The organism is Caulobacter sp. GW821-FHT10F06 (assembly GCF_058809215.1).
Map to the genome: position 1 here is coordinate 70,503 of NZ_JBXASK010000010.1, position 21,964 is coordinate 92,466.

Sequence of the window (21,964 nt, forward strand, 5' to 3'; positions counted from 1 at the left end):
GACCATCGGCTCGCTATCGACCACACACAAGCCCGTTCGTTGCCCATATGTTCCGATCTGGTCAGGTTGCTGACACCCCCTTGGCAACAGCGGCGCGCGAGGAAGATCCACGCTAGGATCACGCCATGACTCACGCCCCGTTCCCCGGCTTCGCCGCCGCCGATCTCGCCTTCCTGAAGGGCTTGGCCGCCAACAACGACCGCGAGTGGTTCACCGCCCACCGCGCGCCCTTCGACGAGGGTTTGAAGCCGACCCTGGTCTCGCTGATCCTGGCCTTGAACGACACGCTGGAGGCCAAGGGCCTGCCGCTGGCGGGGCATCCCAAGAACACGGTGTTCCGCATCCACCGCGACGTGCGGTTCTCCAAGGACAAGAAGCCCTACAAGACCCACGTCTCGGGCACGCTCACCCGCGACGGCCTGAAGATGTCGCCGGGCATGCTGTACGTGCACATCGAGCCCGAGGGCGGCGCGAAGCCGGCCTTCGATCCCGAGACCATCGACCCGCTGGACCCGGCCACCTTCCCGCCGGCCGACGACGGTCAGAACGACAGCTATGCCGGCCACGGACCGTTTGCGGCGGCGGGGTTCTATCTGTCCGAACGCCCGCACATCGACGCTTTCCGGCGCGGGATCGTCGCCGATCCCAAGGGCTGGGCGGCCGTCGAGAAGGCGCTCGCCGCCAAGGCTCTGCCCCTGGAGCCCGGCGAGCCGACCAAGCGCATGCCCAAGGGCTTCGAGGATCAGGCCGGCGGTCCGCTGGAGGCGGCGCTCAAGCGCACCCGCTGGCTGGTCCGCCGTCCGCTGACCGGCGCCGAGATCGCCAGCCCGGACCTGCCCAGGATCATCGCCGACTTCGCCGCCGATTCTCGGCCGTTGCTGGACTTCGGCTGGAAGGCGCTGCGGCCTTAGGCGCGAGACACAGGTTCGCATCCTCGCCGGTTTGGCGGCGAGTGTGGGGAGGCGGCGGAGCGTCCGGGCCAGGCCCGGATGAATGAGGAGTGGAGTACCGTTTCGGCCGTGGCCGGAGCGCTCCGCGCGATCTTCGGACGAAAGCCCTCGAGGCGCAGGGTTTTAACCCGCTCCCGAAAGAGGCCCTCGGCGGGCGGAAGGGAAAGCGACCCTTCCGGACCGCGCGGGCGATTTCAGCCCGCGCCTGGAGCGTCCGCGCCGTCGTCAGGGGTTGCGCGAAGCGTCAGGCGCCCCGCCAACAGGTCCCGCAAGGACCCCCCAACGCCGGCCGTCGGACACGACCCGCTCGACCGCCCCCGTCACGCGTCAGGTCGCCAGCTGGACGCCCTCCCCGGTGACGAGGCGAGGAAGAGTATGCAGGCGCTTTGGGCGGGGATGCGCCGATTTCGCATCGTGACGCTGGGCGCGGTGGTCAAGGCGTTGAAATCGTTGGGCCAGCGGGCCGGTTGCGCCCATGGCGGCGCGGGGATCACCGCGATCGGCGTCGCCAGTCGGCGGCGGCGGCGAACATGGGTTGACCGAATGGATTACGTTCGTAAACTTAATAAAGTTTACATATGTAAGCTCTCACGTCGCGCTCGCGGGCTTCTCGCGGACGACGTGTTCGCAGGGGAGCGGGCCAGAGCATGTCGATCCGAGACGGGAGGCGGAACAGGATCGCCGTTGATCGGCCTCGTCCAAGAGGTTGGGGGCGTTTTATCGCGCCCATCGTCTTTCTCTGCGTCGGCGTCGCGCCCATGGGCGTCCTGCTGATCCGGACCGAACTCGCGGCCAATGCGGAAAGAGACGCCTTCTGGGCGCTCGGCGGCACGGCGTGCCAGCCGATCAGCGCGCGCCAGTTCCACAGCCTTACGTCCCGACTCAAGATCACGCCCTACAGCGGCGCGACGTTCGGACGATACCGCGGCGAGGTGATCTGCGCCCGCAAGCTGCAGGAGCACTCCCGGGACAGGTCGACGATCTGCAAATTCAGCGCGCCCGACTACCTGAGCATATCGAGCGGCGGGCGAGACCTCTACTTCGACCTGACCGGAGGCCGCTCGGCGACGGTCGAGATCTTCCAGGGCGACATCCGATGCGGCGCGACGAAATAGGGGGCCGGGCGGGAACATGGGCGCGCCCCGAGGGCGGGTCCTCCAGCCCGTCTGCAAACGGTCGGGAGTTGATGTCGCGGCTCGATCAGAGCTGAAGCCCGAAGCGTGGCGCCAGCCATGTCATCACTAGGTAGAGAGCTACCGTAAGAGCGCATCCAGCGCCCAAGGCGAGCCAGAAAGCCACTCCATGCCGAAGCAAGGCCGGAATAAGCAGGAACATTGGCAGCGACGGTAGAACATACCAAAAGGTCGCTTCGGTATGGGCGGCCATGTTGTCGGCGTCAGGCCGATCTCGCCAAAGCCAGATCATTCCCAGGACCGAGACCAGGGGCAGGGACGCCACCAATGCGCCGAAGCCCGGATATCGCTTGGCTAGCGTGGACGCCAAGGCGATCAGCAATCCCGAGATGGCGGCCTTGAGAATGAAATACAACATGCTCCTATTGTGATCGCCCAGGAGCCATGCCCGCAATGGGGTGAACACCTCTTAGCCCGCCGACTTGGCCTGCGCCCGCTGGTAGGCCGGTCGCTCGGCCAGCCGCGCCCGCCAGGCCATGAGGTTCTCCGGCAGCACGCCGCTGAAGGCGCCGACCCAGATGCCCAGGCCGCAGGCGACCGAGATGTCGGCCAGGGTCAGGTCGTCACCCACCAGGAAGGGCGCGTCGGCCAAGCTGGCGCCGATATGGGCGATCTGGTCTTCCAGGCGGCCTTGGGTCATGCGCGCCGACCAGTTGGCCTTGTCGGCCTCGGGCGCGCCGAACTTGGCGGCCAGCAGGGTGTTCAGGCCGCCGCCGATCCCCGTCTCGCCGAAGATGGTCCACTGCAGCACCCTGGCCAGGGCGGGGTCGGTCGCGGCCGGGAGCAGGGGCGTGGGACCATGGCGCTGGGCCAGGTACAGCATGATCGCCGTGGACTCGTGGATCGCCACGCCGTCGTCGGCTTCCAGGAACGGCACGGTGGCCAGCGGGTGCAGGGCCCGGTAGTCGGCCGGTTGCGGGTAGGGGACGGCGACGGCCTCGTAGGGCAGGCCCATCTCCTCACAGACCCAGAAGGCCCGCAGGCCCCGGGCGCCGCGCGCGAAGTTGTGGATGCGGATCATGCCGGGGCCTCCTTGGCCTTCGATTTTCGGGTCAGGTCGCGCAGGGCGTCCTTGCCGACCCAGCGCTGAGCGGGGTCGGGCGAGACGGCCAGCGTCCTGGCCAGGTCCAGCGCCGCCGCCCGCAGCGCCGGGCCCTGCTTCTGGCCGATGGCGCGCAGGGCCCAGCTGACGCCCTTCTTGACGAAGTTACGGCCGTCCCGGGCGCCGTCCTCGATGAGGGACAGGGCGGCCAGGAAGGGCGCATCGCCTCCCGGCTTGGTGTGTAGCGCCAGCGACGCCAGCAGGGCGAAGGCGGCGCGCTTCTGCTGCTCGTCCTCCAACCGGCTCCAGGCCTCGGCCTTGGCGAAAGCGTGGGGCGAGCGGTCGAACAGGCAGAAGCAGACGGTGTCGACGAGGCCCCAGTTGTCGAAGTCGGACCGCCAGGCGTCCATCTGGTCGGGCGTGACCTGAGCCGGGTCGTCGACCAGGCTGGCCAGCATGCGGGCCTCGTACCAGCCGGTCTCCCACAGGGCGGCGGCCAGGTCGTGGTCGCGCCCGGCGATCTTGGCCAGGCGCTTGAGGTGGGCCATCGAGACGCCGAAGGCCTTGGGCGTCTCGATGCCGAACCGGGCCATGTTCTCGCGGTCGTGGTTGGTGGCCAGGTCCCGCAGGGCCTCCAGCGCCGCGGCGACCCGCGTTTCGACCGATCCGCCAGGCTTGAGCCGCTGGGACCAATCGGTCGTCATGGCTCAGACCAGCTCGCCCAGCAGGGCGTCGAGGCGGCCGTAGCCGAACTCCATGCCATCGGCCATGCCGCTGGCCTTGGCCCCGTCGCGGGCCTCCTTCGTGGCATAGAGGATGGTCATGACCATGGTCGTCCTGCCGCCGCTCTCGGACAGGTCGGTGGTCACTCGGGTGCGGCCGCCGGTCCAGTCTTCGTCGAACAGCTCTTCGTGCACGATGCGGTCGGGCGCGTCGATGGCCACGAACTCGCCGCCCATGCCCATGTCGTGGCCGTCCTTGCGCCAGACATAGCGGAACTTGCCGCCGACCCTGAAGTCGATCTCGCAGACCGGCATGGTCCAGCCCGGCGGACCCAGCAGCCAGCGCTTCACCAGCTCGGCCTTGCCCAGGCAGTCGAAGACCAGGGCGCGGGGTGCGTCGAACGATCGGGTGACGACCAGTTCGCGGTCGGAGGGGGTGGTGATCTCGAGCTTGCTCATGGCGAGGGTCCTTCTGTCCCTAGGATTTGGATTTCAGTTCGGCGAGCAGGGCGTCCATGGCCGAGAAGCGGGCCTCGTACACCTCCCGATAGGTCTCCAGCCAGGCCACGGCCTCGGCCATCGGTTTGGGTTCGACCCGCACCGGACGGCGCTGGGCGTCGCGGCCGCGCGACACCAGGCCGGCCTTTTCCAGCACCTTCAGGTGCTTGGAGATCGCCGGCTGGCTCATGGCGAACGGTTGCGCCAGCTCCGTCACAGACGCCTCGCCGGTCGCCAGCCGCGCCAAGATAGCGCGGCGGGTCGGGTCGGCGAGGGCGGCGAAGGTGGCGTCGAGGCTGGCGGGCGTCACGGTCAATAACTCATCAGTTACATAACTAATAAGTTATATTCATGCGCGCGGGACGGCGTCAAGTGGGGCGGAACAGCGCCGTGCGCCGCGCATTCCCAAGCTCATGATCTCGCTTCTGCTCGACCTGTCGAACATCCTGGGCGGCTTCCTGCTCGCCATCGGCCTGCTGGCCCTGATCCCCCGGGCGGGAGACGACCTGTCGCGGTTCGCCGAGCGGCTGGCGCCGTTCCGCTGGATCGTCGGCGTGGCGGCCCTGGTGTGCGGCGGCTACTTCCTGATCGTCCACGTGATCAGCGGGCCGCGCGTCTTCCACTTCGAGGTGGTGGGGATCATCACCGGCGTGCTGCTGTTGTGGGACCGTCTGCGGGCCGGCCGCATCGCCAAGCGCGACCTGCCGGCCAGCGGCAGCGAGGGCCCGGGTCTGGTGCTGGCGATCTACGGCGTCATCGCCATGATCGTGGGTCTGCAGGGCCTGTTCACGCCGGACTAGACGCAAACCACCTCTTAAGTTGTCGGGCGCAGACTCCCGTCAGGCCCGGCGCATCGGCCGGGCGGGAGGACGCCATGTCGTCGACCGTCACCAACAGCACCCGCCGTCGCGGCCTCGATCATTTCGAGCCCGAGGACGTCGATCCCCAGACCCAGCGCAAGCTGCGCGGCACGCTGGAGCAGATCGACTACACCGCCTTTGCCTCCAACAAGGCGCTGATCGGCCAGGCGCTCGGCCATGTCGACGCCGCGCGCTTCCAGCACATGGCGGTCGCCGCCGCCCAGGCCCGGGCCCAGTGGGTGGCCGCCGCCGTGGCCATGACCGAGACCGCGCGCCCGCCCTCGCACGAGCAGATCATCAAGCTGGCGCAGATGCGCATGGCCTATGAGGAGCTGGTCGAGGCCTACGAGGCTCTGCGGCGCATGGTCGAGCGCGGCTACATCACCTTCCAGGCCGGCGCGTCGACTTAATATATCCGGGTAATATTGACTCCTGAATTGATCCGGGTAGAAAGCCCGCGTCAGGAGAGTCTCATGAACGGACGCAAGGCGCTGGTGCGCGACTACAAGGATCGCAAGATCGAACCCGGGATCTTCGCCGTGCGCTGCGTGGCCACGGGCGAGGCCTGGGTCGGGAGCACGCACGAGCTGGCCACGCGGCAGAGCGGCATCTGGTTCTCGCTGCGGCTGGGCTCGCATCGCGAGCGTGCGCTGCAGGCGGCGTGGAACGCCCATGGCGCCGAGGCCTTCGTGTTCGAGACGCTGGAGGTCATCGACGACGAGGGCATGGGCGACCTTGGCCGGTCCTCCGCCCTGGCCGAACGCCGCGCCGCCTGGTGCGAGACCCTCGGCGCGAAGGGGCTGCAATGACCTATGTGGTGTTCGACGGGGCCCGGCGGATCGCCTCGGGCTCGAAGCTGGAGGCGGCCCGCGCGGCCCAGGCCTCCGGCGCGGCGGTGCTGATCTTCGATCCGGAGGGCCGGCAGGTGGATTTCGACCTCACCGGCGACGCGGCGGCCCTGGCCGCGCGCTACGCCGAGCCGGCCGTGGAAGACGCCGCGCCGCGCGGCCGGGGGCGGCCCAAGCTGGGCGTGGTCCCGCGCGAGGTCACCCTGTTGCCGCGTCACTGGGACTGGCTGGCGGCTCAGCCGGGCGGGGCTTCGGTGGCCCTGCGCAAGTTGGTCGAGGCCGCCCGCCGGACCGCCGAGGCGCCCGACCGCCTCCGCACGGCGCGCGAGACGGCCTATCGCTTCGCCAGCGTCATGGCCGGCGATCGTCCGGGCTTCGAGGAGGCGACGCGGGCCCTGTTCGCGGGCGACGCGGCGGGATTCGAGGCGAGGATCTCGGCCTGGCCGGAGGATGTGGCGGCGCAGCTGCGGGTCTATGCGGCGGAGGCGTTCGCCGGAGAGGGCTAGGGCGAGCCAGATGCTCCCTCTTTGGGGGAGCTGTCGCGGAGCGACTGAGGGGGTCCTCAACGGCTTAGACCGGAGAGGACCCCCTCCGGCCCTCCGGGCCACCTCCCCCGAAGGGGAGGATCTAGCGCCCCTCAGCCCTTCGGCTGCAACAGGTCCCAGCGGTTGCCGTACAGGTCCTCGAACACCGCCACGCTGCCATAGGCCTCGTGGCGCGGGTCCTCGAGGAACCGCACGCCGGCCGCGCTCATCCGGGCGTGGTCGGCGGCGAAGTCGTCGGTGTGCAGGAACAGCCAGACCCGCCCGCCGCCCTGGGCGCCGATGCTGGCCGCCTGGTCGCCAACCGCCTTGGCCAGCAGGAAGCGCGAGCCGCCTTCGCCGGGCGAGACCACGACCCAGCGCTTGCCGCCGCCCATGTCGGTGTCCTCGACGCGCTCGAAGCCCATCTGGCCGACATAGAAGGCGAGGGCCTGGTCATAGTCGGCGACCAGCAGGGCGATCTGGGCGAGGTGGCGGGCCATGGGCGACTCCTTGTCGGGGCTCTGGATAGCACGCGTGAAGCGCCCTGCGTCCTTCGAGGCTCGGCTGCGCCTCGCACCTCAGGATGAGGACCTATTGCAACGAATTCCTCATCCTGAGGCGCCCGCGCAGCGGGCCTCGAAGGACGCACGGCCGCCTAGCGCCCGAACAGGGTCAGCAGGTACGAGGTCCCGGAATTGGCGATGGCCAGGGACTTGATGGCCAGCTGCTGCTTGATCTGCAGGGCCTGCAGCTTGGTGGACTCCTTGGCCATGTCGGCGTCGACCAGGCGGCCGACCGAGGCGTCCAGAGTGTCTTGCAGCTTGTCGATGAAGGTTTGGTGGGTCTCCAGGGCGAACGAGCCCGTGCCCAGGCGGGCAAGGGCGGAGGTGACGTTCTCCATCGCCGCGCCCATCGCCTTGATCTCGGTCGAGCCGATCGGCGCGGTCAGCAGGTCGGCGGGCATCCCCGACAGAGCCGCGCCGGTGGTCGACAGGTCCACGTGATCGACATCGACCGTGTCGCTGGCGTCGGCGTTGGCCAGGGCGCGGATCTGGCCGACATTGCCCGACGAGATCAGGTTCACCCCGCCGAACTCGGCGTTGCCGACCGTGCGGTCGATCTGCCGCTTGAGGGTCAGGTAGTCGTTGTTGAGGGCGACGCGGCTGGCGGTGGACAGGCTGGTGTCCGCCGCGGCCAGCATCTTCTCTTTCATCTTGCCCAGCAGGTCGACGACGGTCTCGCCGGCCGACAGGGCGACGTCGGTGATCGACCGGCCGCGCTGCAGGGAGTCGCGCACGGCGTTGAGCGAATTGGACTCGGCCTTCTGGGTCTTGGCGATGGCCCAGACGGCGGCGTTGTCCTTGGGGCTGGAGATCGTCAGGCCGGTGGAGATGTGGCGCAGGGTGTCGGACAGGTCGCGGTTGATCGACGCCAGCGACTGCAGGGCGATCATCGCATTGGCGTTGGTGTTGACGCTGTTGAGCGACATCGTCCGTGCTGTTTCCCAGGTCCGCCCGAAGACGGCGACGCGTTTTGCGTCTGACATGAGCCCTACACGAACAGCGTTAGCGGACCGTTCGTCTTTCACGAAAAAGTTGTGGCCGGACCGGTCTATCCGCCGGTGTAGCCGCCGATGATCGGCAGCACCTCGCCGGTGATGTAGCTGGCGGTCTGGGGCGAGGCGAGGAACACATAGGCCGGCGCGATCTCTTCCGGCTGGGCCGGGCGGCGCATGGGCGTCTTGCCGCCGAACTCGGCCACCTGCGGGCCCAGCTTGTCGGCCGGGTTCAACGGCGTCCAGACCGGGCCGGGGGCTACGGCGTTCACGCGGATGCCCTTGTCGATCAGGTGCGTGGCCAGCGACCGCGTGAAGGCGTGGATGCCGCCCTTGGTGGTCGAATAGTCCAGCAGGTCCTTGTTGCCCAAGAGGCCGGTGACCGAGCCGGTGTTGATGATCGCCCCGCCGGGCGGGATCACCTTCACGGCCGCCTGGGCCATGTGGAAATAGCCGTAGAGATTGGTCTTCAGCGTGCGGTCGAAGTGCTCTTCGGTGATGTCCTCGAAGGCCATCACGTGCTCCTGGAACGCGGCGTTGTTGACCAGAATGTCCAGCTTGCCCAGGCTCTTCAAAGTCGCATTGACGGCGGCCTTGGCATAGGCGGGGTCGGCGACGTCGCCGGGAACCAGGATCGCCTTGCGGCCCTCGGCCTCGACGGCCGCCTTGGTCGCCAGGGCGTCGCTCTCCTCGTCCAGATAGCCGATGGCGACGTCGCAGCCCTCGCGGGCGAACAGCACGGCCACGGCCCGGCCGATGCCGCTGTCGGCGCCGGTGATCAGCGCGACCTTGTCCTTCAGCTTGCCCGAGCCCTTGTAGAACGGCGCGTCGTACATCGGGGCGGGATCCAGCCGGCTCTCGAAGCCCGGCTTGACCTGATGCTGCTCGGGAAACGGCGGAGCGGGATAGAGGCGGGCGCCGGCCTGCATGGCGGGCTTGTCGTCCTCTGACGGCTTGAACGAGCGCTCCTCCTTGGCGTCCAGCGGAGCCTGGATGGCGCGTTCAGCGTCGGCGACATTGGCCGCGCCGGTCTCGAACTGCGGGGTCTGGGTCTCTGCCATGATGAACGCTCCAGATGCTGAGACCCGAAAACCACTGGCGGGGAGGGATGTTCCGATACGGGCCGACACGGCCTTGCCGCGTGGTCGCGCTTGAGCCACTTTGCCGGCCCTTTCGAAAGGCCCTGCCCATGCCCCGCTCCGCGGCTGCTCCGGCGCCGCGCGGCGCCCTGATGTCCGACCTGATCGAGCTGATGCGGCTGTCGGGTCCGGTGGTGCTGTCGCGCCTGGGCATCATGGTCATGGGCCTGACCGACGCCATCGTCGTGGGGCGCTATTCGGCAGAGCAGCTGGGCTTCCACGCCATGGCCTGGGCGCCGTCGTCGGTGTTCGTGACCATGACCGTCGGCCTGCTGGTCGGGGCGCAGGTGATGGCCTCGCGCGCCCTGGGGGCCGGCAATCCGCACGAGACCGGCGCGGTGCTGCGGCGCAGCCTGGTCTATGGCCTGTGGATCGGCCTGGCCTCGATGGTCGCCCTGGCGGCGTTCGGACCGCTGCTGCTGCACGCCGTCCATCTGCCCAAGGCCTTGGCTGACGGAGCGACCGCGCCGATGATCGTCTTCTCGCTGTCGATGCCGCTGTACGCGCTGTCGGTGGCCCTGAGCTTCTGGCTGGAAGGCCTGTCGCGCCCCGGTCCGGTGACCATCGCCATGTGGACCGCCAACGCGCTGAACCTGGCGGTGAACCTGCTGCTGGTGCCCGGAACCTTCGGCCTGCCGGCCCTGGGCGCGGTCGGCGCGGCCTGGTCGACCTTCGTGGCCCGCGCTTTCCTGACCCTGGTGCTGGCGATCTATGTGGTGCGCTTAAAGGACGCCCGGGCGCTGGGCGTGTTCGACAAGCCCGCCCGTGACCGCCCCGCCGAGATCGCCCAGCGCAAGGTCGGCTACGGCGCCGGCGCGTCCAACTTCTTCGAGGTCGCCGCCTTCGCCGGCATGAGCCTGGTGGCCGGGTGGATCGGCGGACTGTCGGTGGCCGCCTGGGCGGTGGTGCTGAACGTGGCGGCGGTGATCTTCATGCTGCCCTTGGGCATCGCCACGGCGACCTCGGTGCAGGTCGGGCGGGCCCACGGCGCGCGCGACCCCGCCGGCATGACCCGGGCGGGCTGGGTGTCGTTCGGCTTCACGGCCTTGGTCGGCATCGTCGCGGCGCTGCTGCTCTATCCGCTGCGGGCCTGGGTGGGGACCGCCTACACCGCCGACGCCCACGCCCTGGCCCTGATCGCACCGGCCTTGGCCCTGACCTGCCTGTTCCTGGCCCCGGACGCCGTGCAGGTGGTGGCGGCCCAGGCCCTGCGGGCGCGCGGCGAGGTCTGGATCCCCGCCTTCACCCACCTGATCAGCTACGGCGCGATCATGGGCCCGCTGGCCTGGTGGCTGGCCTTGCCGATGGGCATGGGGGTGAACGGCATTGTCGTCTCGGTGGTGGTGACGAGCTTCGTCTCGGCCGCGTTCCTGCTGGGGCGGTTTCGGATGCTGGATGTGAAGGACCGGAGCTTGGCCGCATAGCACTTGCCCCCTACGGATCGCTTCGCGATCGTCTTCCCCCATAGGGGGAAGATGAAGCGCGCCGCCCCCTATCTTCCCCCTATGGGGGAGGAGCGCGCAGCGCGGAGGGGGCGAGTACGGCTAAGCCCCGAGGATCCAGCCCTCTTCCGCCTGCGCCGCCTCGACCACTTCATCGGCCGCCTTCGGCGCGGCGAACAGCGCCGCCAGCTTGCCTGCCTCGTCAAGCTTGGCGAAGTGCTCCGCCAAAGCCCGCACTTGCGCCAAGTCCTTGACCTCGCCGGGCGCGGGCGAGGCCTTGATCAGCGAGGGATAGACCTCGGCGATCACCACTTCGACGCCGTCGAGGTCCGCCTCGGTCAGGGCCTTGAAGCCGGTCTCGAAGGGCCAGGCCTTGGCGGCGCGCGCGTCGCGCAGGCGGCGGGCGGCGGGAATGCCCATGATCGCCTGACCGCCCACCGAGCCGTTGTAGTAGAGCTTCCAGATCGAGTGCGCGCCCTTGGCGGCCTGGTCGGCGTAGCGGTACTCGGGCAGGTCGTCGGGACCGTGCTCGCGGGTGCGTTTGGGCTGCAGCGTGGTCAGGGCGTCCTTGGGCGGGCAGCCCCAGAACGGGAAGGGGCCGCCGGTCAGGCGGCGGTTGATCTCGGAGCCGACGCCGAAGCGGTTGTTGGTGTTGTCGGCCTTGTCCTTGACCATCTTGGCCAGCTGGTCCCAGACCGCGCGCCACGGATGCTCGCCCGGCAGGTTCAGGGCCTTGGCAAAGCCCCGCGGGAAGCCCAGCGGGAAGTCGAAGCCCACCAGGGCCCGCTCGCCGCGCTTCTTGAAGTCGTCGAGGATGGCCGCGAGCTTGGTCTCGGCTTCTTGGCGCGTGGCCGGATTGTAGCTCTCGAAGGTCAGACGGAAGCGCACGTCGCGGCGCAGCACGCCGATCCACACCGAGTCCGCGCCCGTGGTCGGCTTGGCCGCGGCGCTCCAATCGACGATCACATAGGCGCTGAACAGACGCGACAAGGCTGCGGCTCCGGCAAGAAGGCGAAGCCGCGCTTCTACTCCGGTCTAACGCCTGAAACCAGCCGTCGTTCGCCTGTCAGGTGTGTCAGGCGGCGGTTTGTTCGGCGGCTTGATCGGCCTGCGGAGCAATCTTGCCGTCGCGGGCGAACCAGCGGGCGGGGGGCTCGCAGACCGGGCCCAGGGCCGCGCGGACGATGGCCGGCGGGCGGCGCTCTTCCGGGGTCATGAACAGGCCGTTGGCCTTGACCTTCAGGCCGGCCGCCTTGTGAGCGCCCAGCATGGTCAGGGGAACGGCCAGGATCAGGCCGGCCAGGATCGGCGCGGTGCCGGTCAGCAGATCGGGCGTGAACCAGAACAGGGTGGCCAGGGTGACGCCGGTGACGCTGATCCAGCCCATGGCCTGGAAGGCTTCCTTGCCGCTGACCTTGTCGGCGTCGCGGCGTTGGGTGGCCCAGCCGCCGACCTTGCCGCACAGGATCTCGACCAGGGCGCGGGTCTGGGTGAACATCAGCATCGGCGCGACGAGCGCCGACAGCAGCATCTCGACGCCCAGGCCGGCCATGATCCGGCGACGGCCGCCGAAGGCCTTGTGCTCGTGCGGACGCGAGAAGACCAGGATCGAGCCCAGGATCTTGGGGCCGAACAGCAGCACGAAGGTGATGATCATCGCCCAGGCGGTGGCCTGGATCTCGCGCCAGTCGATCAGGGCGTGGGCGGCGGCCTGCAGGTCGGCCATGGTGAAGGCCGCCTTCTTCAGCGACGGCATCAGCAGGCGCGAGACGACGCCGGCCGACAGCGCCATGAACCACAGGGGCGACAGGACGTAGCTCAGCACGCCGATCACCAGGTGCATGCGGCTCAGCCAGTGCAGGCCGGGCAGGGCGACCAGCGGGATGTGCTGGACGTTGCCCCGGCACCAGCGGCGGTCGCGGGTGGCGAAGTCGAGCAGGTTGGAGGGGCTCTCTTCGTACGAGCCTTCCAGATACGGGGCCAGGTGGACGCTCCAGCCGCCGCGGCGCAGCAGGGCGCTTTCCAGGGCGTCGTGGCTCATCACCTCGCCGCCGAAGGGCTTGGGGCCGTCCAGCGAGGGCAGGCCGCAGGTCTCGGCGAAGGCGCGGGTGCGGACGATGGCGTTGTGGCCCCAGAAGGAGCTTTCGCTGCCCGACCACCAGGCCAGGCCCGTCCAGGCGACGCGGCCATACAGGCGCGTGGCGAACTGAAGGGTGCGGGCGAAGATCGTCTGGCCGTTGATCAGCATCGGCATGGTCTGGATCAGACCCGCGCCGGGGTGGCGCTCCATGGCGTCGGCCAGGCGGACCATGGCGTCGCCGGTCATCAGGCTGTCGGCGTCCAGCACGATCATGTGCTCGTAGGCGCTGCCCCAGCGGGCGACCCAGTCGGCGATGTTGCCGGCCTTGCGGCCCTTGTTCTCCTGGCGGACGCGATAATAGACGGCCGAGTGGGCCTCGCGGCGGAAGCGGGCGAAGCAGGCCTGTTCGGCCAGGGCCACGGCGGCGTCGCGGGTGTCGCTGAGCACGAAGATGTCGAAGGCGCGGCTGGAGCCGGTGTCGTGCAGCGAGGCGTCCATGGCGCGCAGACGGGCGAAGACGGCGGTGGCGTCCTCGTTGTGCACGGGCATCAGGATGGCGGTGCGGGCGCGCAGCTTCGGCGTCGGCTTGGCGCTGTCGATGCCCAGCGGATCCTTGGGCTTGCCCAGCAGGATTACGAAGCCGGCGAAGGCGGTGCAGAACCACAGCGACAGGGCCAGGAACAGCGGGACCAGCAGAGTCAGGACGATGGCTTCCAGGCGGGTCACGCCGCCCAGGGCGACGGTGTCGAAGGTGGCCTTCCAGCCGGCCGCGCCCATGAAGGCGGTGGCCAGGAACACCATCCAGCGGCGGGCGGTCATGTTGGTGACGACGGCGCTGGCGCGGCGGGCGCCGCCTTGCCAGAAGTGCAGCGGCTGCACCGGCATGGCCAGCGGCGCCTCGGCCGGGATTTCCACCGTGTCGCGGCGTTGGATGACCTGATCGAGGGAGACGCTCGTCGAGGAGCGCAGATCGAAGAGGCTGGAACGGTCGCTCATCGGGGCATCGTCTCGGTCTGTCCGACGTTCGGTCGGGCCTCTCCGCGCGCATCGCCGTCTTGAGGTTGTCTCTTCCCGCCCGGGACGTCGTCCGCTAGGGAACGGGCGTCGCGGCGCGTGACAGTTTCATGACGTCGAGTTCCGGCGTGGAGAGCCGCCGGCGAGCCTTAGAGTAAAACTTCGATCACGAATTCGCTACCGGAAATCACGCTTATTTCGCAGTTGCGGCAAAAAAGCTGGAAACGGTGAGGCGCGAGCCAGGATCGCGCGTTTGGGGAATTTTCGTAACATAATGAAAAACAAGACGATTATGCTGTTTTCCGCCATGCTGATGCTTGCTGCGTGCGGTCCGGGACCGCAAAGCTCCACCACGGAAAGGGCGCCGGCGACGATCACGAAACCGCGTGAACCGGGTCCGGAATACGACTCGGTGGGCGTGATCTCCTCGCTCGACGGGCGAAATCTCACGCTCGATCACGAGGGCGCGAGCGGCGCCGGCCTGGCGCCAGGGCGCAATGTCTTCATCGCCTATGCGGATGTTCTGGCCGAGGCGCCGATCACGCCGGGGTCGCGAGTGGCGTTCAGGTTTCATCGGACGGACGAGGGGCTGGAGCTCACGGCGCTGACGGCGCGGTAACGATTTCGCTCAGCAAAATAGCTTGTCATCCCGGCCGCAGCGAAGCGGAGAGCCGGGACCCAGGGGCAACCGCGATGCGCCGGCCCCTGGGTCCCGGATAGCCTCTGCGAGGCTTCCGGGATGACAAGATTTTGGGAGTTGTCGTCGCTATCCCAGCTTCACCAGCATCTTCCCGAGGTTCTCGCCGGCGAACAGCTTGATGAAGGCGTCGGGCGCATTCTCAATCCCGTCCTCCACCGTCTCCTTCCAGGTGATCTTCCCGGCCTTGATCCACTCGGCCATGTCCTTGGCGAAAGCCGGATAGAGATCGTAGTGGTTTGAGACGATGAAGCCTTCCAGCCGCAGGCTCTTGCCGACCGCCTGGATGATGTTGGGCGGGCCGACGGGCTTACCCGTCTCGTTGTACTGAGAGATCATTCCGCACAGGGCGAAGCGCGCAAAGGGACGGGCCGAGTTGATGGCGGCCTCCAGATGCACGCCGCCGACATTCTCGAAATAGACGTCGATGCCCTTGGGCGCGAGCTTGGCCAGTTCGGCCACCACGTCCGGCGTGGCCTTGTAGTCGATGACGTGGTCGACGCCGATCGACTTGAGGAACGCCACCTTCTCCGGACCGCCGGCCGAGCCGATCACGGTGTGGCCCTTCAGCTTGGCGATCTGGCAGACCACCGAACCCACGGCGCCGGCGGCGGCCGAGACGAACACGACGTCGCCGTCCTTCAGCGCCGCGATCCGAAGCAGGCCCGCATAGGCGGTCATGCCGGGCATGCCCAGCACGCCCAGGAACGCCTGGGGCGGCAGGCCGTGGGTGTCGATCTTGGTCAGGGCGCCCATGCCGGCGGCGGCCAGGGCCTTGGGCGAGGCGTTGAAGGCCTCGCGCCAGCCGAACATCGAGCTGACGATGTCGCCGACCGCGTAGTCGGGATCGTTGGAGGCGGTGACCTGGCCGATCGCGCCGCCCTGCATGGCCTTGCCCAGCTCGAACGGCGGCGAATAGCTCTTCCGATCGTACATCCGGCCGCGCATGTAGGGGTCGACCGACATCCACAGGTTCCGAACCTGCACCTCGCCGTCGCCCGGCGCGGCCAGCTCGACGGTCGCCAGCTCGAAGTCGGCGGCGGTGGGAACGCCGACGGGGCGGTTCTTCAGGCGGATTTCGCGCGACGTGGTCATGGCAGACTCCCGTGAGTTTCTAATTTAAACGCTTGTTTAGCGTGTCGCGCGGCGCGGCTCTAGCGCTTTCGAGTGTCAACGAACCGGAGTAGACAGCCGGGCCATGACCCAAGCGATCCTGAAGGCCGGTGTCGTCGGCGCCGGCGTGTTCGGCGGCTATCACGCCAAGAAGTATGTCGAGCTGCCCGGCGTGGAGCTGGTCGGGGTGTTCGACATCGACCTGGCGCGCGCCAAGGCCCTGGCCGAGCCGCTGGGCGCGAGCGCCTATGACGACATGGCCGCCTTCTTGGCCGTCGTCGACGTGGTCACGGTCGCCACCCCCGCCGTCCATCACGCCAAAGCGGCGCTGGCGGCGCTGAAGGCGGGCAAGCCGGTCTATTCCGAAAAGCCCTTGGCGGTGACGCCGGAAGACGCCGACGCCATGGTCGCCGCCGCCGCCAAGGCCGGCGTGCCCCTGGCCTGCGGTCACCAGGAGCGGGTCGTGTTCCAGGCCATGGGCCTGCTGGATATCCCCGAGCAGCCGTTGCGGCTGGAAGCCGTGCGGCGCGGCACGCCGTCGGACCGCAACCTGGACGTCTCGGTGGTGCTGGACCTGATGATCCACGACATCGACTTGGCCCTGGCCCTTTGCGAGGCCCAGCCGATGACGGTGGACGGCGAGGGGGCGATCACCCGCTCGGAGTCGCTCGACTGGGTGAAGGTGGAGGCCATGTTCGAGAACGGCTTCACCGCCGTGTTCGACAGCTCGCGCGTGGCCGAGGCCCGCGAGCGGACCATGAAGGTGGTCTATCCCTCCGGCGAGGTCGAGATCGACTTCCTGGCCCGCACCTTCCGCAACACCACGCCGTTCCCGCTGATCGAGGACTTCACCGAGACGCCGGCCGGCAAGGACCCCCTGGGCCAGAGCGTGGCGGGCTTCCTGGCCGCCGTGCGCGGCGAAAGCCCTCGCCCGGTGGTCACCGGCGATGAAGCCGCCCGGGCGCTCGATCTGGCGCTGGCCGTGGAGCAGGCGGCGGGTGGATAGGGCGGCCTTTTCGACTCTGAACCGACATCGAAACGGCCGCGCTTTCTAAGTCGGACGCGATCTGGGATTGTGCCGGGGCTCGGGTCGCGGCCCGCCGATTCAGCGAAGCATCGATGCTCAACAAGGCTTCCCAGATGGACTTCATGCGTATCCTCCGCTCGCTGGAGGAGTTTCTCTATGAAGTGATGACCTGGCTGGTCTTCTACCCGCGCACCCTGTTTCGCACCGCCTTCCATCCCGTCAGAATGCTCGAATATTCCCGGGCGGAACTGCGCAAGCCCGAGGAGGAGCAGTTCCTCGACAGCCTGTCGGCGCCGCTGTTCCTGCTGCTGACCCTGGTGATCTCCCACGGCCTCGAGCTGGGCCTGCACCTGCATCCGTTCGCGGGCGTCGGACACGCGGCCGAGAAGCTGTTCGGCTCGGACCAGAACCTGGTGGTCCTGCGGTCGCTGATGTTCGCGGTCTATCCGCTGATGTTCGCCCTGGAGCAGGTCAAGGACACCAAGCTGGTCCTGACCCGCAAGACGCTGCGCGGCCCGTTCTTCGGCGAGTGCTATCCGGCCTCGGTCTTCTGCCTGGCGTTCGGGATCGGCGGGACGGTCATGCAGGCCTGGCCCGATCGCGCGCCGGTCGGCTGGGTTCTGATGGGCGCGGCGACGATCTGGTATGTCGCGCTGCAGGTGATCTGGCTCAAGCGCTTCAACGCCACCTGGACCCGCGCGGCGCTGGTCGCGGGCGCCTGTTTCCTGAAGGCCACCGCGATCGTCCTGCTGGTCGCCGCCGGCGCGGCCCTGACCGTGATGGACTGAGCCGGACGCCGCGAGGCGTCCGGCCGTCGCGGTCTAGAACTTGCGATCGCCGTCCAGCGGGTCGCACGTCCCGCTGAACTTGGTCAGGCCGTCCAGGGTGATGCGGCCGGCGCGCCGGTCGATCATCAGCTTGGGCCGGTTGGCGCCGTTGAGCTTGAACTCGCCCCGGATCATGTCGCGGGAGACCGAGAGGTTGGCGATATCGTACCAGCCGGCGTCGCTGCTGCCGTGGATCGGCGGGATCATGTTCTTGGCCGGGCGAATGCGGCCGCGACCGCCGTCGATCTCGACGGTGACCGAGGTGTCGTAGTCCTGGCGCGTCAGCTCCACGCCGCTGCGCGGCACGTAGCGGCGCTTGTTCTCATCCCACTCGTAGCCGGACTTCAGCTGGTTGGTCATGCGCTGGCCTTCGCCGTAGCAGATCAGCGCGATGTGCTCACGATAGCCGCCACCGCCGCCGCCCGGACCGTAGCCGAATTCCGGCGGGCGATAACCGCCGCCGTCGCCGCCGCCAGGACCCTTCCGGCAGTCGGGAGCGGGCGTCGAGACGATGGCGTCATAGCGACCGTTGAGCGTCGTCACCGACAGGCACACGCCGCGTCGCTCGTTCCACCAATAGGTCCACTTGCGGTCGTCGCCGCTCTGGCCGCCGACATTGACGTAGCCGCGCGACGCCAGTTCCGACTCGCCGCTGGAGCCACGCGCGCCGACCAGATCGCGAACATCCGACGGCGTCACCTGGGCGGCGGCCTGGCCGGCCAGCAAGGCTGTTCCGACGAGGATCGACGAGAGCAGAAATCCCTTTGGCATCGTAGGCGCACTCCTGAGGCCGACCCCTTGCCGGCGGCTTGACTAGAACACGTGTAGATGACGATCAGTGCCGTAAAGGTCGAGTAGGGTCGATCGGCGCCGCGATTTTTGCGTTCGATGTCGAGGTTCGAGGCGATGTCGCCTTCAACGCTCGCCAGGCGCCGGGGCGGTTGCTAGCTTCACAATGACGGCCGGGATGACGCGCATGACCGACACCGCGAAGATCGCGCCGCGCGACGGCGCCGCCAGGAGCGGGCGCTTCTGGTTCGAAGATCCCGACAACGACCTGCCGTTCTACGATGGCCAGCCGGTGGCTTTGTCGGCGGGACGCTGGCTGCTGGTCCTGCTGGCGGTGGCCCTGGGGTTCGCCGCGCTGCTGATCCCCGTTCCAGCGCTCCAGACCGGACTGGGCGGCTTTGGCCCGTCGGTTCTGTTCTTCGCCATCCCGCTGACGGCCCTCGCGATCGTCGCGCCGCGCGGGTGGAGCAGGATCTTCCGCAAGGTCGGGCCGCGAGAGGTCGTGTGGATGTTCGCCTTCGCGGCGCTGAACATCGGCGTGACCGTGCTGGTCGGCTATCTGGTCCAGAGATTTCTGGGCGCCCAGGCCAACCCGATCTTCGGGAGCCTGCCGGCGATGTCCGGCGTCGACAAGCTCGTGTTCTTCCTCAAGACCATCGCGCAACTGTTCGGCGAGGAGGTTCTGACGATCCTGCCGTTCCTGGCGCTGACGACCCTGTTCCATGCGCGCATCGGCCTGTCGCGGCGATGGGCGATCTTCGGCGCCTGGATCATATCCGCCGCCCTGTTCGGCGCCCTGCACCTGCCGACCTATGGCTGGAACCTGGCCCAGTGCCTGCTGATCATCGGCAGCGCGCGGCTGGTCCTGACCCTGCCCTACATCATGACCAAGAACATCTGGGTCTCGACGGGGGCCCACATCCTCAACGACTGGATCCTTCTGGGCGGCGGGCTGCTCTTGATGCGCCTGGCCTAGGAACCCCAGGCCAGGCGAGGGACGGGCGCAGGCTATCCCGGGATCGCCGCCCCGATCACCCGCTCCAGCACCACCAGCGGCATCGGCCCCTGGCGAAGCACCTCGTGGAAGGCCTTGAGGTCGAACTTCGCGCCGGCGCGGGTCTTGGCGGCCTCGCGCAGGCGGACCCACTCGGTGTGGCCGATCTTGTAGCTGCAGGCCTGGCCGGGCCAGACGCAGTAGCGGTCGATCTCGCGCTGCACGCGGGTGCGCGGCATGCCGGTGTTGTCGACCATGTAGTCGGTGGCCTTGGCCCGGCTCCATTTCTTGAAGTGCATGCCGGTGTCGACCACCAGGCGCACGGCGCGGAACTGCAGCGACTGCAGGTAGCCGATGCGGCCCAGCGGGTCGGTCTCATAGGCGCCCAGCTCGTCGGCCAGCTGCTCGGCATAGAGGGCCCAGCCCTCGCCATAGGCCGCAAAGCCCATGCCCGAGCGGCGCAGCAGCGGGATGTCGGTCGACTCCCGCGAGATCGCGCCCTGCCATTGGTGGCCGGGCATGGCCTCGTGATAGGTCAGGCTGGGCAGGCTCAGCCTCGGCCACTCGGTGGTGTCCTTCAGGTTGATGTAGAAGCGGCCGGGCCGCGAGCCATCCAGCGGCGGGGCGGTGGCGTAGCCGTTGGGCGCGCCGTCCTCGATGTTCGGCGGCACGCGCACGATCTCGACCGGCGCGGCCGGCAGGGTCTTGAAGGCCAGCGGCAGGCGGGCGCGCATCGCCGCGGTCTGGGCGTTGAGGTCGGCCAGCAGCTCGGCGCGGCCGGCGTCGGTGTTGGGATAGAGCTGGTCAGGACGCGCCGACAGGGCGGTCAGGCGCTCGGCCACCGTGCCGGTCGTCAGGCCCTGGGCGCGCAGCAGCACGTCGATCCGCGCGGTCAGGTCGGCCACCTGGGTCAGGCCGATCTGGTGGACCTCCTCGGGCGTACGGGTGGTGGTGGTCTGGAACGCCAGGGCGCCGGCGTAGAAGGCTTCGCCGTTGGGCAGCTTCCAGGCCCCGGCGTCGGGGCTGGCCTTGGCGCGCAGGGCGGTGACGGCGGCGATCTGTCGGTCAAGGGCGGGATAGACCTTGGTCTCGAGGATGGCGGCGGCCCGGCCGTTCCAGTCGCCGGCGAGGCTGGCCGCCGCCGCGCGGCGCGACAGGGACTGGGCCAGGCCGCTGGTCGCGGCCGGCGCGCCGCGCAGCTTGGACAGCTGGGCCAGGGCGGCGTCCAGGGCGAAGTCGGGCGCCAGCACGCCCTTGGCCGCGTCGGCCTTCAGGGCGGCGGTGTTCTCGTCCAGCGCTCGGGGGAAGGCTTCCAGGCGCGACAGATAGGCCTCCGCGTCGGCCACGGTCTTGACCGGATGGCGCGAGTCCAGGAAGTCGGGGATGGCCTGATAGGCCCCGGTCAGCTGACTGACGATATAGGGCGAGTAGGGGGCGTAGCCGAAGCCGGCGGGCCCCTCGCCAAACGCGTAGGCCTCGCCGCCGGTGACGATGCGGCCATAGGTGTACGACACCACCTCGTGGTCGATCCGCGCGGCCGGCGACAGCTTGGTCGGATCGATGGCGGCCAGGGCTCGCACGCGGGTCTTGCGGGCGGCGATCCACCTGGCGCGGCCGGCGGCCGAATAGTCGCCCAGCTTGGCGCGTTGCCCGGCTCGCGCCCCGACGTCCAGGCCGCGCGAGGTCGCCGTCTCGGGCGACTCGTCCAGGTCGGCTTCCCAGAAGCTGTTGAGCAGGGCGCGCAGCTGGGCGTCCTGGGCGCCGGGAGCGGAAGCGGCCCGCGCGTTGGTTGCGACCAGGGGCGCGAGCGCCGCGCCCACCAGAAACTGACGTCGATCCATGTCGCCTCCACCGGACGAGGAAGCCGCCCGAAGCGGGCACGTTAGCCGAACCATGCGGCTCGGCTAGTCCAAGGTTAAGGTCGGTGCGGACCCTTCCGCCGTACGTCCAGCTGGGCTACCCGAGAGGTTCCTCATTTCACGTGGGAGAACGAGGCCATGCCTCATTCGGCTTGGCCTATCGATCCAGGGATGATCGTTCCGTTTCTGGCGGCGGTCATCCTGGTTGAACTGACGCCCGGGCCCAACATGGCCTATCTGGCGGCGTTATCAGCCACCCATGGTCGGCGAGCTGGGCTGTTCGCCGTGGTCGGCGTCACATGCGGCCTGTCGGTCTATATGTTGGCCGCCGTCCTCGGCCTGACCGAGGTCTTCCGGCTTTATCGACCGCTCTATGAAATCCTGCGTTGGGCCGGCGCGACCTATCTGTTCTGGCTGGCCTGGGACGCCTGGCGAGTGGGTGAGGCGCCCGACGAAAGCGTCGACGCCCTGCCCAAGCCCTGGGCGCTGTTCCAGCGTGGTTTCCTCACCAACCTGCTGAACCCGAAGGCGGCGCTGTTCTATGTCAGCCTGCTGCCTGGGTTCATCAAGACGGGGCATGCGCCGCCGACCTTGCAGGCCCTGATCCTGGGGCTCATCCACATAGCGGTCAGCATCACCGTGCACGGCGCGATCGTGCTGGGCGCGGACCGGGCGGGGCGGATGGTCAGGGCGCTTCGTTCGAGCGTCTGGTCCACCCGGGGCTTGGCCCTGGCCATCGTGGGCGTCGCGATTTGGGTTCTGTGGCAAACGCGGATGACGCGCTGACCGCG

25 protein-coding genes and 2 pseudogenes are annotated in these 21,964 nt (G+C 68.7%); 14 read left to right on the top strand and 13 right to left on the bottom strand.

The genetic code is table 11. The features are described from left to right. Positions 1–125 precede the first annotated feature (125 nt). Together AC1RUS_RS20395 and AC1RUS_RS20400 are read left to right on the top strand one after the other, a co-directional pair. A complete protein-coding gene (locus tag AC1RUS_RS20395) occupies positions 126–911 on the top strand; it encodes a DUF2461 domain-containing protein (RefSeq protein WP_492918435.1) in 786 nt (261 codons plus the stop codon). Positions 912–1,708: 797 nt separating this feature from the next. After that, the gene (locus tag AC1RUS_RS20400) at positions 1,709–2,065 is read left to right on the top strand and encodes a hypothetical protein (protein ID WP_492918436.1); all 357 of its coding nucleotides are present in this window, start codon (positions 1,709–1,711) and stop codon (positions 2,063–2,065) included. Positions 2,066–2,150: 85 nt separating this feature from the next. Here AC1RUS_RS20400 and AC1RUS_RS20405 read toward each other — a convergent pair whose 3' ends face one another. Genes AC1RUS_RS20405 through AC1RUS_RS20425 form a run of 5 tightly spaced genes read right to left on the bottom strand, consistent with a single transcriptional unit; the run spans position 2,151 to position 4,715 of the window. Then, positions 2,151–2,501, bottom strand: a complete 351-nt coding sequence (locus AC1RUS_RS20405) for a DUF3147 family protein (RefSeq protein ID WP_492918438.1) — start codon at positions 2,499–2,501, stop codon at positions 2,151–2,153. A 51-nt stretch (positions 2,502–2,552) separates the two neighbouring features. After that, a complete protein-coding gene (locus tag AC1RUS_RS20410; protein WP_492918439.1) occupies positions 2,553–3,164 on the bottom strand; it encodes a glutathione S-transferase family protein in 612 nt (203 codons plus the stop codon). Then, a complete protein-coding gene (locus tag AC1RUS_RS20415; RefSeq protein ID WP_492918440.1) occupies positions 3,161–3,889 on the bottom strand; it encodes a DNA alkylation repair protein in 729 nt (242 codons plus the stop codon). Before AC1RUS_RS20415 ends, AC1RUS_RS20410 begins: the two co-directional genes overlap by 4 nt. Before the next feature lie 3 nt (positions 3,890–3,892). Further along, positions 3,893–4,366: an SRPBCC family protein gene (locus AC1RUS_RS20420; RefSeq protein WP_492918442.1), complete on the bottom strand. Its 474-nt coding sequence runs from the start codon at positions 4,364–4,366 to the stop codon at positions 3,893–3,895. Positions 4,367–4,385: 19 nt separating this feature from the next. After that, entirely contained in the window at positions 4,386–4,715 is a 330-nt protein-coding gene (locus AC1RUS_RS20425; protein ID WP_492918444.1) for an ArsR/SmtB family transcription factor, read from the bottom strand. Between the two features lie 103 nt (positions 4,716–4,818). Between AC1RUS_RS20425 and AC1RUS_RS20430 the strand changes: the two genes are divergently transcribed. The 4 genes from AC1RUS_RS20430 to AC1RUS_RS20445 all read left to right on the top strand — a co-directional run bounded on the left by AC1RUS_RS20430 (position 4,819) and on the right by AC1RUS_RS20445 (position 6,619). Then, positions 4,819–5,205, top strand: coding sequence for a hypothetical protein (locus AC1RUS_RS20430; protein WP_492918445.1), 387 nt, complete (start codon positions 4,819–4,821; stop codon positions 5,203–5,205). Positions 5,206–5,279: 74 nt separating this feature from the next. Further along, entirely contained in the window at positions 5,280–5,675 is a 396-nt protein-coding gene (locus AC1RUS_RS20435) for a hypothetical protein (RefSeq protein ID WP_492918446.1), read from the top strand. A 63-nt stretch (positions 5,676–5,738) separates the two neighbouring features. After that, on the top strand, positions 5,739–6,074 hold the full coding sequence (locus AC1RUS_RS20440) for a GIY-YIG nuclease family protein (protein ID WP_492918447.1): 336 nt from the start codon (positions 5,739–5,741) through the stop codon (positions 6,072–6,074). Further along, positions 6,071–6,619 carry a DUF2239 family protein gene (locus AC1RUS_RS20445; RefSeq protein WP_492918448.1) on the top strand — a complete coding sequence of 183 codons (549 nt, stop codon included), beginning with the start codon at positions 6,071–6,073 and terminating at the stop codon, positions 6,617–6,619. Before AC1RUS_RS20440 ends, AC1RUS_RS20445 begins: the two co-directional genes overlap by 4 nt. Positions 6,620–6,750: 131 nt before the next feature. Here the strand turns inward: AC1RUS_RS20445 and AC1RUS_RS20450 are convergent, their stop codons facing one another. After that, a complete protein-coding gene (locus tag AC1RUS_RS20450) occupies positions 6,751–7,137 on the bottom strand; it encodes a VOC family protein (RefSeq protein WP_492918450.1) in 387 nt (128 codons plus the stop codon). A 34-nt stretch (positions 7,138–7,171) separates the two neighbouring features. Here AC1RUS_RS20450 and AC1RUS_RS20455 point away from each other — a divergent pair. Beyond that, positions 7,172–7,285 (top strand): annotated as a pseudogene (locus AC1RUS_RS20455) (hypothetical protein); the annotation flags it as partial. Positions 7,286–7,292: 7 nt separating this feature from the next. Here AC1RUS_RS20455 and AC1RUS_RS20460 read toward each other — a convergent pair. Beyond that, entirely contained in the window at positions 7,293–8,126 is an 834-nt protein-coding gene (locus tag AC1RUS_RS20460; protein ID WP_492918451.1) for a flagellin, read from the bottom strand. A gap of 122 nt (positions 8,127–8,248) precedes the next feature. Next, on the bottom strand, positions 8,249–9,253 hold the full coding sequence (locus AC1RUS_RS20465) for an SDR family oxidoreductase (protein ID WP_492918453.1): 1,005 nt from the start codon (positions 9,251–9,253) through the stop codon (positions 8,249–8,251). A gap of 128 nt (positions 9,254–9,381) precedes the next feature. On the opposite strand from AC1RUS_RS20465, the gene AC1RUS_RS20470 reads away from it, so the two are divergent. Then, complete coding sequence (locus AC1RUS_RS20470) at positions 9,382–10,755, top strand: MATE family efflux transporter (RefSeq protein ID WP_492918454.1); 1,374 nt, start codon at positions 9,382–9,384, stop codon at positions 10,753–10,755. A 120-nt stretch (positions 10,756–10,875) separates the two neighbouring features. Here AC1RUS_RS20470 and AC1RUS_RS20475 read toward each other — a convergent pair whose 3' ends face one another. Next, positions 10,876–11,763: a cobalamin biosynthesis protein CbiG gene (locus AC1RUS_RS20475; RefSeq protein WP_492918455.1), complete on the bottom strand. Its 888-nt coding sequence runs from the start codon at positions 11,761–11,763 to the stop codon at positions 10,876–10,878. 85 nt (positions 11,764–11,848) lie between these two features. Beyond that, the gene (gene mdoH, locus AC1RUS_RS20480) at positions 11,849–13,849 is read right to left on the bottom strand and encodes a glucans biosynthesis glucosyltransferase MdoH (protein ID WP_492918456.1); all 2,001 of its coding nucleotides are present in this window, start codon (positions 13,847–13,849) and stop codon (positions 11,849–11,851) included. 292 nt (positions 13,850–14,141) lie between these two features. Here mdoH and AC1RUS_RS20485 point away from each other — a divergent pair, with 292 nt between their 5' ends. Together AC1RUS_RS20485 and AC1RUS_RS20490 are read left to right on the top strand one after the other, a co-directional pair. After that, a complete protein-coding gene (locus AC1RUS_RS20485) occupies positions 14,142–14,486 on the top strand; it encodes a copper-binding protein (RefSeq protein ID WP_492918458.1) in 345 nt (114 codons plus the stop codon). Positions 14,487–14,488: 2 nt separating this feature from the next. Then, positions 14,489–14,584, top strand: a pseudogene (locus AC1RUS_RS20490) (hypothetical protein); the annotation flags it as partial. A 49-nt stretch (positions 14,585–14,633) separates the two neighbouring features. Here the strand turns inward: AC1RUS_RS20490 and AC1RUS_RS20495 are convergent. Beyond that, entirely contained in the window at positions 14,634–15,659 is a 1,026-nt protein-coding gene (locus AC1RUS_RS20495; protein ID WP_492918460.1) for an NADP-dependent oxidoreductase, read from the bottom strand. 103 nt (positions 15,660–15,762) lie between these two features. Here AC1RUS_RS20495 and AC1RUS_RS20500 point away from each other — a divergent pair, with 103 nt between their 5' ends. Continuing rightward, positions 15,763–16,683, top strand: a complete 921-nt coding sequence (locus AC1RUS_RS20500; RefSeq protein WP_492918462.1) for a Gfo/Idh/MocA family protein — start codon at positions 15,763–15,765, stop codon at positions 16,681–16,683. A gap of 143 nt (positions 16,684–16,826) precedes the next feature. Further along, positions 16,827–17,492 carry a hypothetical protein gene (locus AC1RUS_RS20505; RefSeq protein WP_492918463.1) on the top strand — a complete coding sequence of 222 codons (666 nt, stop codon included), beginning with the start codon at positions 16,827–16,829 and terminating at the stop codon, positions 17,490–17,492. Positions 17,493–17,525: 33 nt separating this feature from the next. Here the strand turns inward: AC1RUS_RS20505 and AC1RUS_RS20510 are convergent, their stop codons facing one another. Then, on the bottom strand, positions 17,526–18,302 hold the full coding sequence (locus AC1RUS_RS20510; protein ID WP_492918464.1) for a hypothetical protein: 777 nt from the start codon (positions 18,300–18,302) through the stop codon (positions 17,526–17,528). 205 nt (positions 18,303–18,507) lie between these two features. On the opposite strand from AC1RUS_RS20510, the gene AC1RUS_RS20515 reads away from it, so the two are divergent. Further along, positions 18,508–19,296 (top strand): CPBP family intramembrane glutamic endopeptidase, encoded by a 789-nt coding sequence (locus AC1RUS_RS20515; RefSeq protein ID WP_492918465.1) that lies wholly within the window; start codon positions 18,508–18,510, stop codon positions 19,294–19,296. A gap of 32 nt (positions 19,297–19,328) precedes the next feature. Here the strand turns inward: AC1RUS_RS20515 and AC1RUS_RS20520 are convergent, their stop codons facing one another. Then, complete coding sequence (locus tag AC1RUS_RS20520) at positions 19,329–21,155, bottom strand: DUF885 domain-containing protein (RefSeq protein ID WP_492918466.1); 1,827 nt, start codon at positions 21,153–21,155, stop codon at positions 19,329–19,331. A 189-nt stretch (positions 21,156–21,344) separates the two neighbouring features. Between AC1RUS_RS20520 and AC1RUS_RS20525 the strand changes: the two genes are divergently transcribed. Next, a complete protein-coding gene (locus AC1RUS_RS20525) occupies positions 21,345–21,959 on the top strand; it encodes a LysE family translocator (RefSeq protein ID WP_492918467.1) in 615 nt (204 codons plus the stop codon). The last annotated feature ends 5 nt before the right edge of the window (positions 21,960–21,964 follow it).

Bases quoted from the DNA above. Each gene is read 5' to 3' on its own strand.
- AC1RUS_RS20395 (WP_492918435.1), top strand. From the start codon at position 126: ATGACTCACGCCCCGTTCCCCGGCTTCGCCGCCGCCGATCTCGCCTTC.
- AC1RUS_RS20400 (WP_492918436.1), top strand. From the start codon at position 1,709: ATGGGCGTCCTGCTGATCCGGACCGAACTCGCGGCCAATGCGGAAAGA.
- AC1RUS_RS20405 (WP_492918438.1), bottom strand. From the start codon at position 2,501: ATGTTGTATTTCATTCTCAAGGCCGCCATCTCGGGATTGCTGATCGCC.
- AC1RUS_RS20410 (WP_492918439.1), bottom strand. From the start codon at position 3,164: ATGATCCGCATCCACAACTTCGCGCGCGGCGCCCGGGGCCTGCGGGCC.
- AC1RUS_RS20415 (WP_492918440.1), bottom strand. From the start codon at position 3,889: ATGACGACCGATTGGTCCCAGCGGCTCAAGCCTGGCGGATCGGTCGAA.
- AC1RUS_RS20420 (WP_492918442.1), bottom strand. From the start codon at position 4,366: ATGAGCAAGCTCGAGATCACCACCCCCTCCGACCGCGAACTGGTCGTC.
- AC1RUS_RS20430 (WP_492918445.1), top strand. From the start codon at position 4,819: ATGATCTCGCTTCTGCTCGACCTGTCGAACATCCTGGGCGGCTTCCTG.
- AC1RUS_RS20435 (WP_492918446.1), top strand. From the start codon at position 5,280: ATGTCGTCGACCGTCACCAACAGCACCCGCCGTCGCGGCCTCGATCAT.
- AC1RUS_RS20440 (WP_492918447.1), top strand. From the start codon at position 5,739: ATGAACGGACGCAAGGCGCTGGTGCGCGACTACAAGGATCGCAAGATC.
- AC1RUS_RS20445 (WP_492918448.1), top strand. From the start codon at position 6,071: ATGACCTATGTGGTGTTCGACGGGGCCCGGCGGATCGCCTCGGGCTCG.
- AC1RUS_RS20450 (WP_492918450.1), bottom strand. From the start codon at position 7,137: ATGGCCCGCCACCTCGCCCAGATCGCCCTGCTGGTCGCCGACTATGAC.
- AC1RUS_RS20460 (WP_492918451.1), bottom strand. From the start codon at position 8,126: ATGTCGCTCAACAGCGTCAACACCAACGCCAATGCGATGATCGCCCTG.
- AC1RUS_RS20465 (WP_492918453.1), bottom strand. From the start codon at position 9,253: ATGGCAGAGACCCAGACCCCGCAGTTCGAGACCGGCGCGGCCAATGTC.
- AC1RUS_RS20470 (WP_492918454.1), top strand. From the start codon at position 9,382: ATGCCCCGCTCCGCGGCTGCTCCGGCGCCGCGCGGCGCCCTGATGTCC.
- mdoH (WP_492918456.1), bottom strand. From the start codon at position 13,849: ATGAGCGACCGTTCCAGCCTCTTCGATCTGCGCTCCTCGACGAGCGTC.
- AC1RUS_RS20485 (WP_492918458.1), top strand. From the start codon at position 14,142: ATGAAAAACAAGACGATTATGCTGTTTTCCGCCATGCTGATGCTTGCT.
- AC1RUS_RS20495 (WP_492918460.1), bottom strand. From the start codon at position 15,659: ATGACCACGTCGCGCGAAATCCGCCTGAAGAACCGCCCCGTCGGCGTT.
- AC1RUS_RS20500 (WP_492918462.1), top strand. From the start codon at position 15,763: ATGACCCAAGCGATCCTGAAGGCCGGTGTCGTCGGCGCCGGCGTGTTC.
- AC1RUS_RS20505 (WP_492918463.1), top strand. From the start codon at position 16,827: ATGCGTATCCTCCGCTCGCTGGAGGAGTTTCTCTATGAAGTGATGACC.
- AC1RUS_RS20510 (WP_492918464.1), bottom strand. From the start codon at position 18,302: ATGCCAAAGGGATTTCTGCTCTCGTCGATCCTCGTCGGAACAGCCTTG.
- AC1RUS_RS20515 (WP_492918465.1), top strand. From the start codon at position 18,508: ATGACCGACACCGCGAAGATCGCGCCGCGCGACGGCGCCGCCAGGAGC.
- AC1RUS_RS20520 (WP_492918466.1), bottom strand. From the start codon at position 21,155: ATGGATCGACGTCAGTTTCTGGTGGGCGCGGCGCTCGCGCCCCTGGTC.
- AC1RUS_RS20525 (WP_492918467.1), top strand. From the start codon at position 21,345: ATGATCGTTCCGTTTCTGGCGGCGGTCATCCTGGTTGAACTGACGCCC.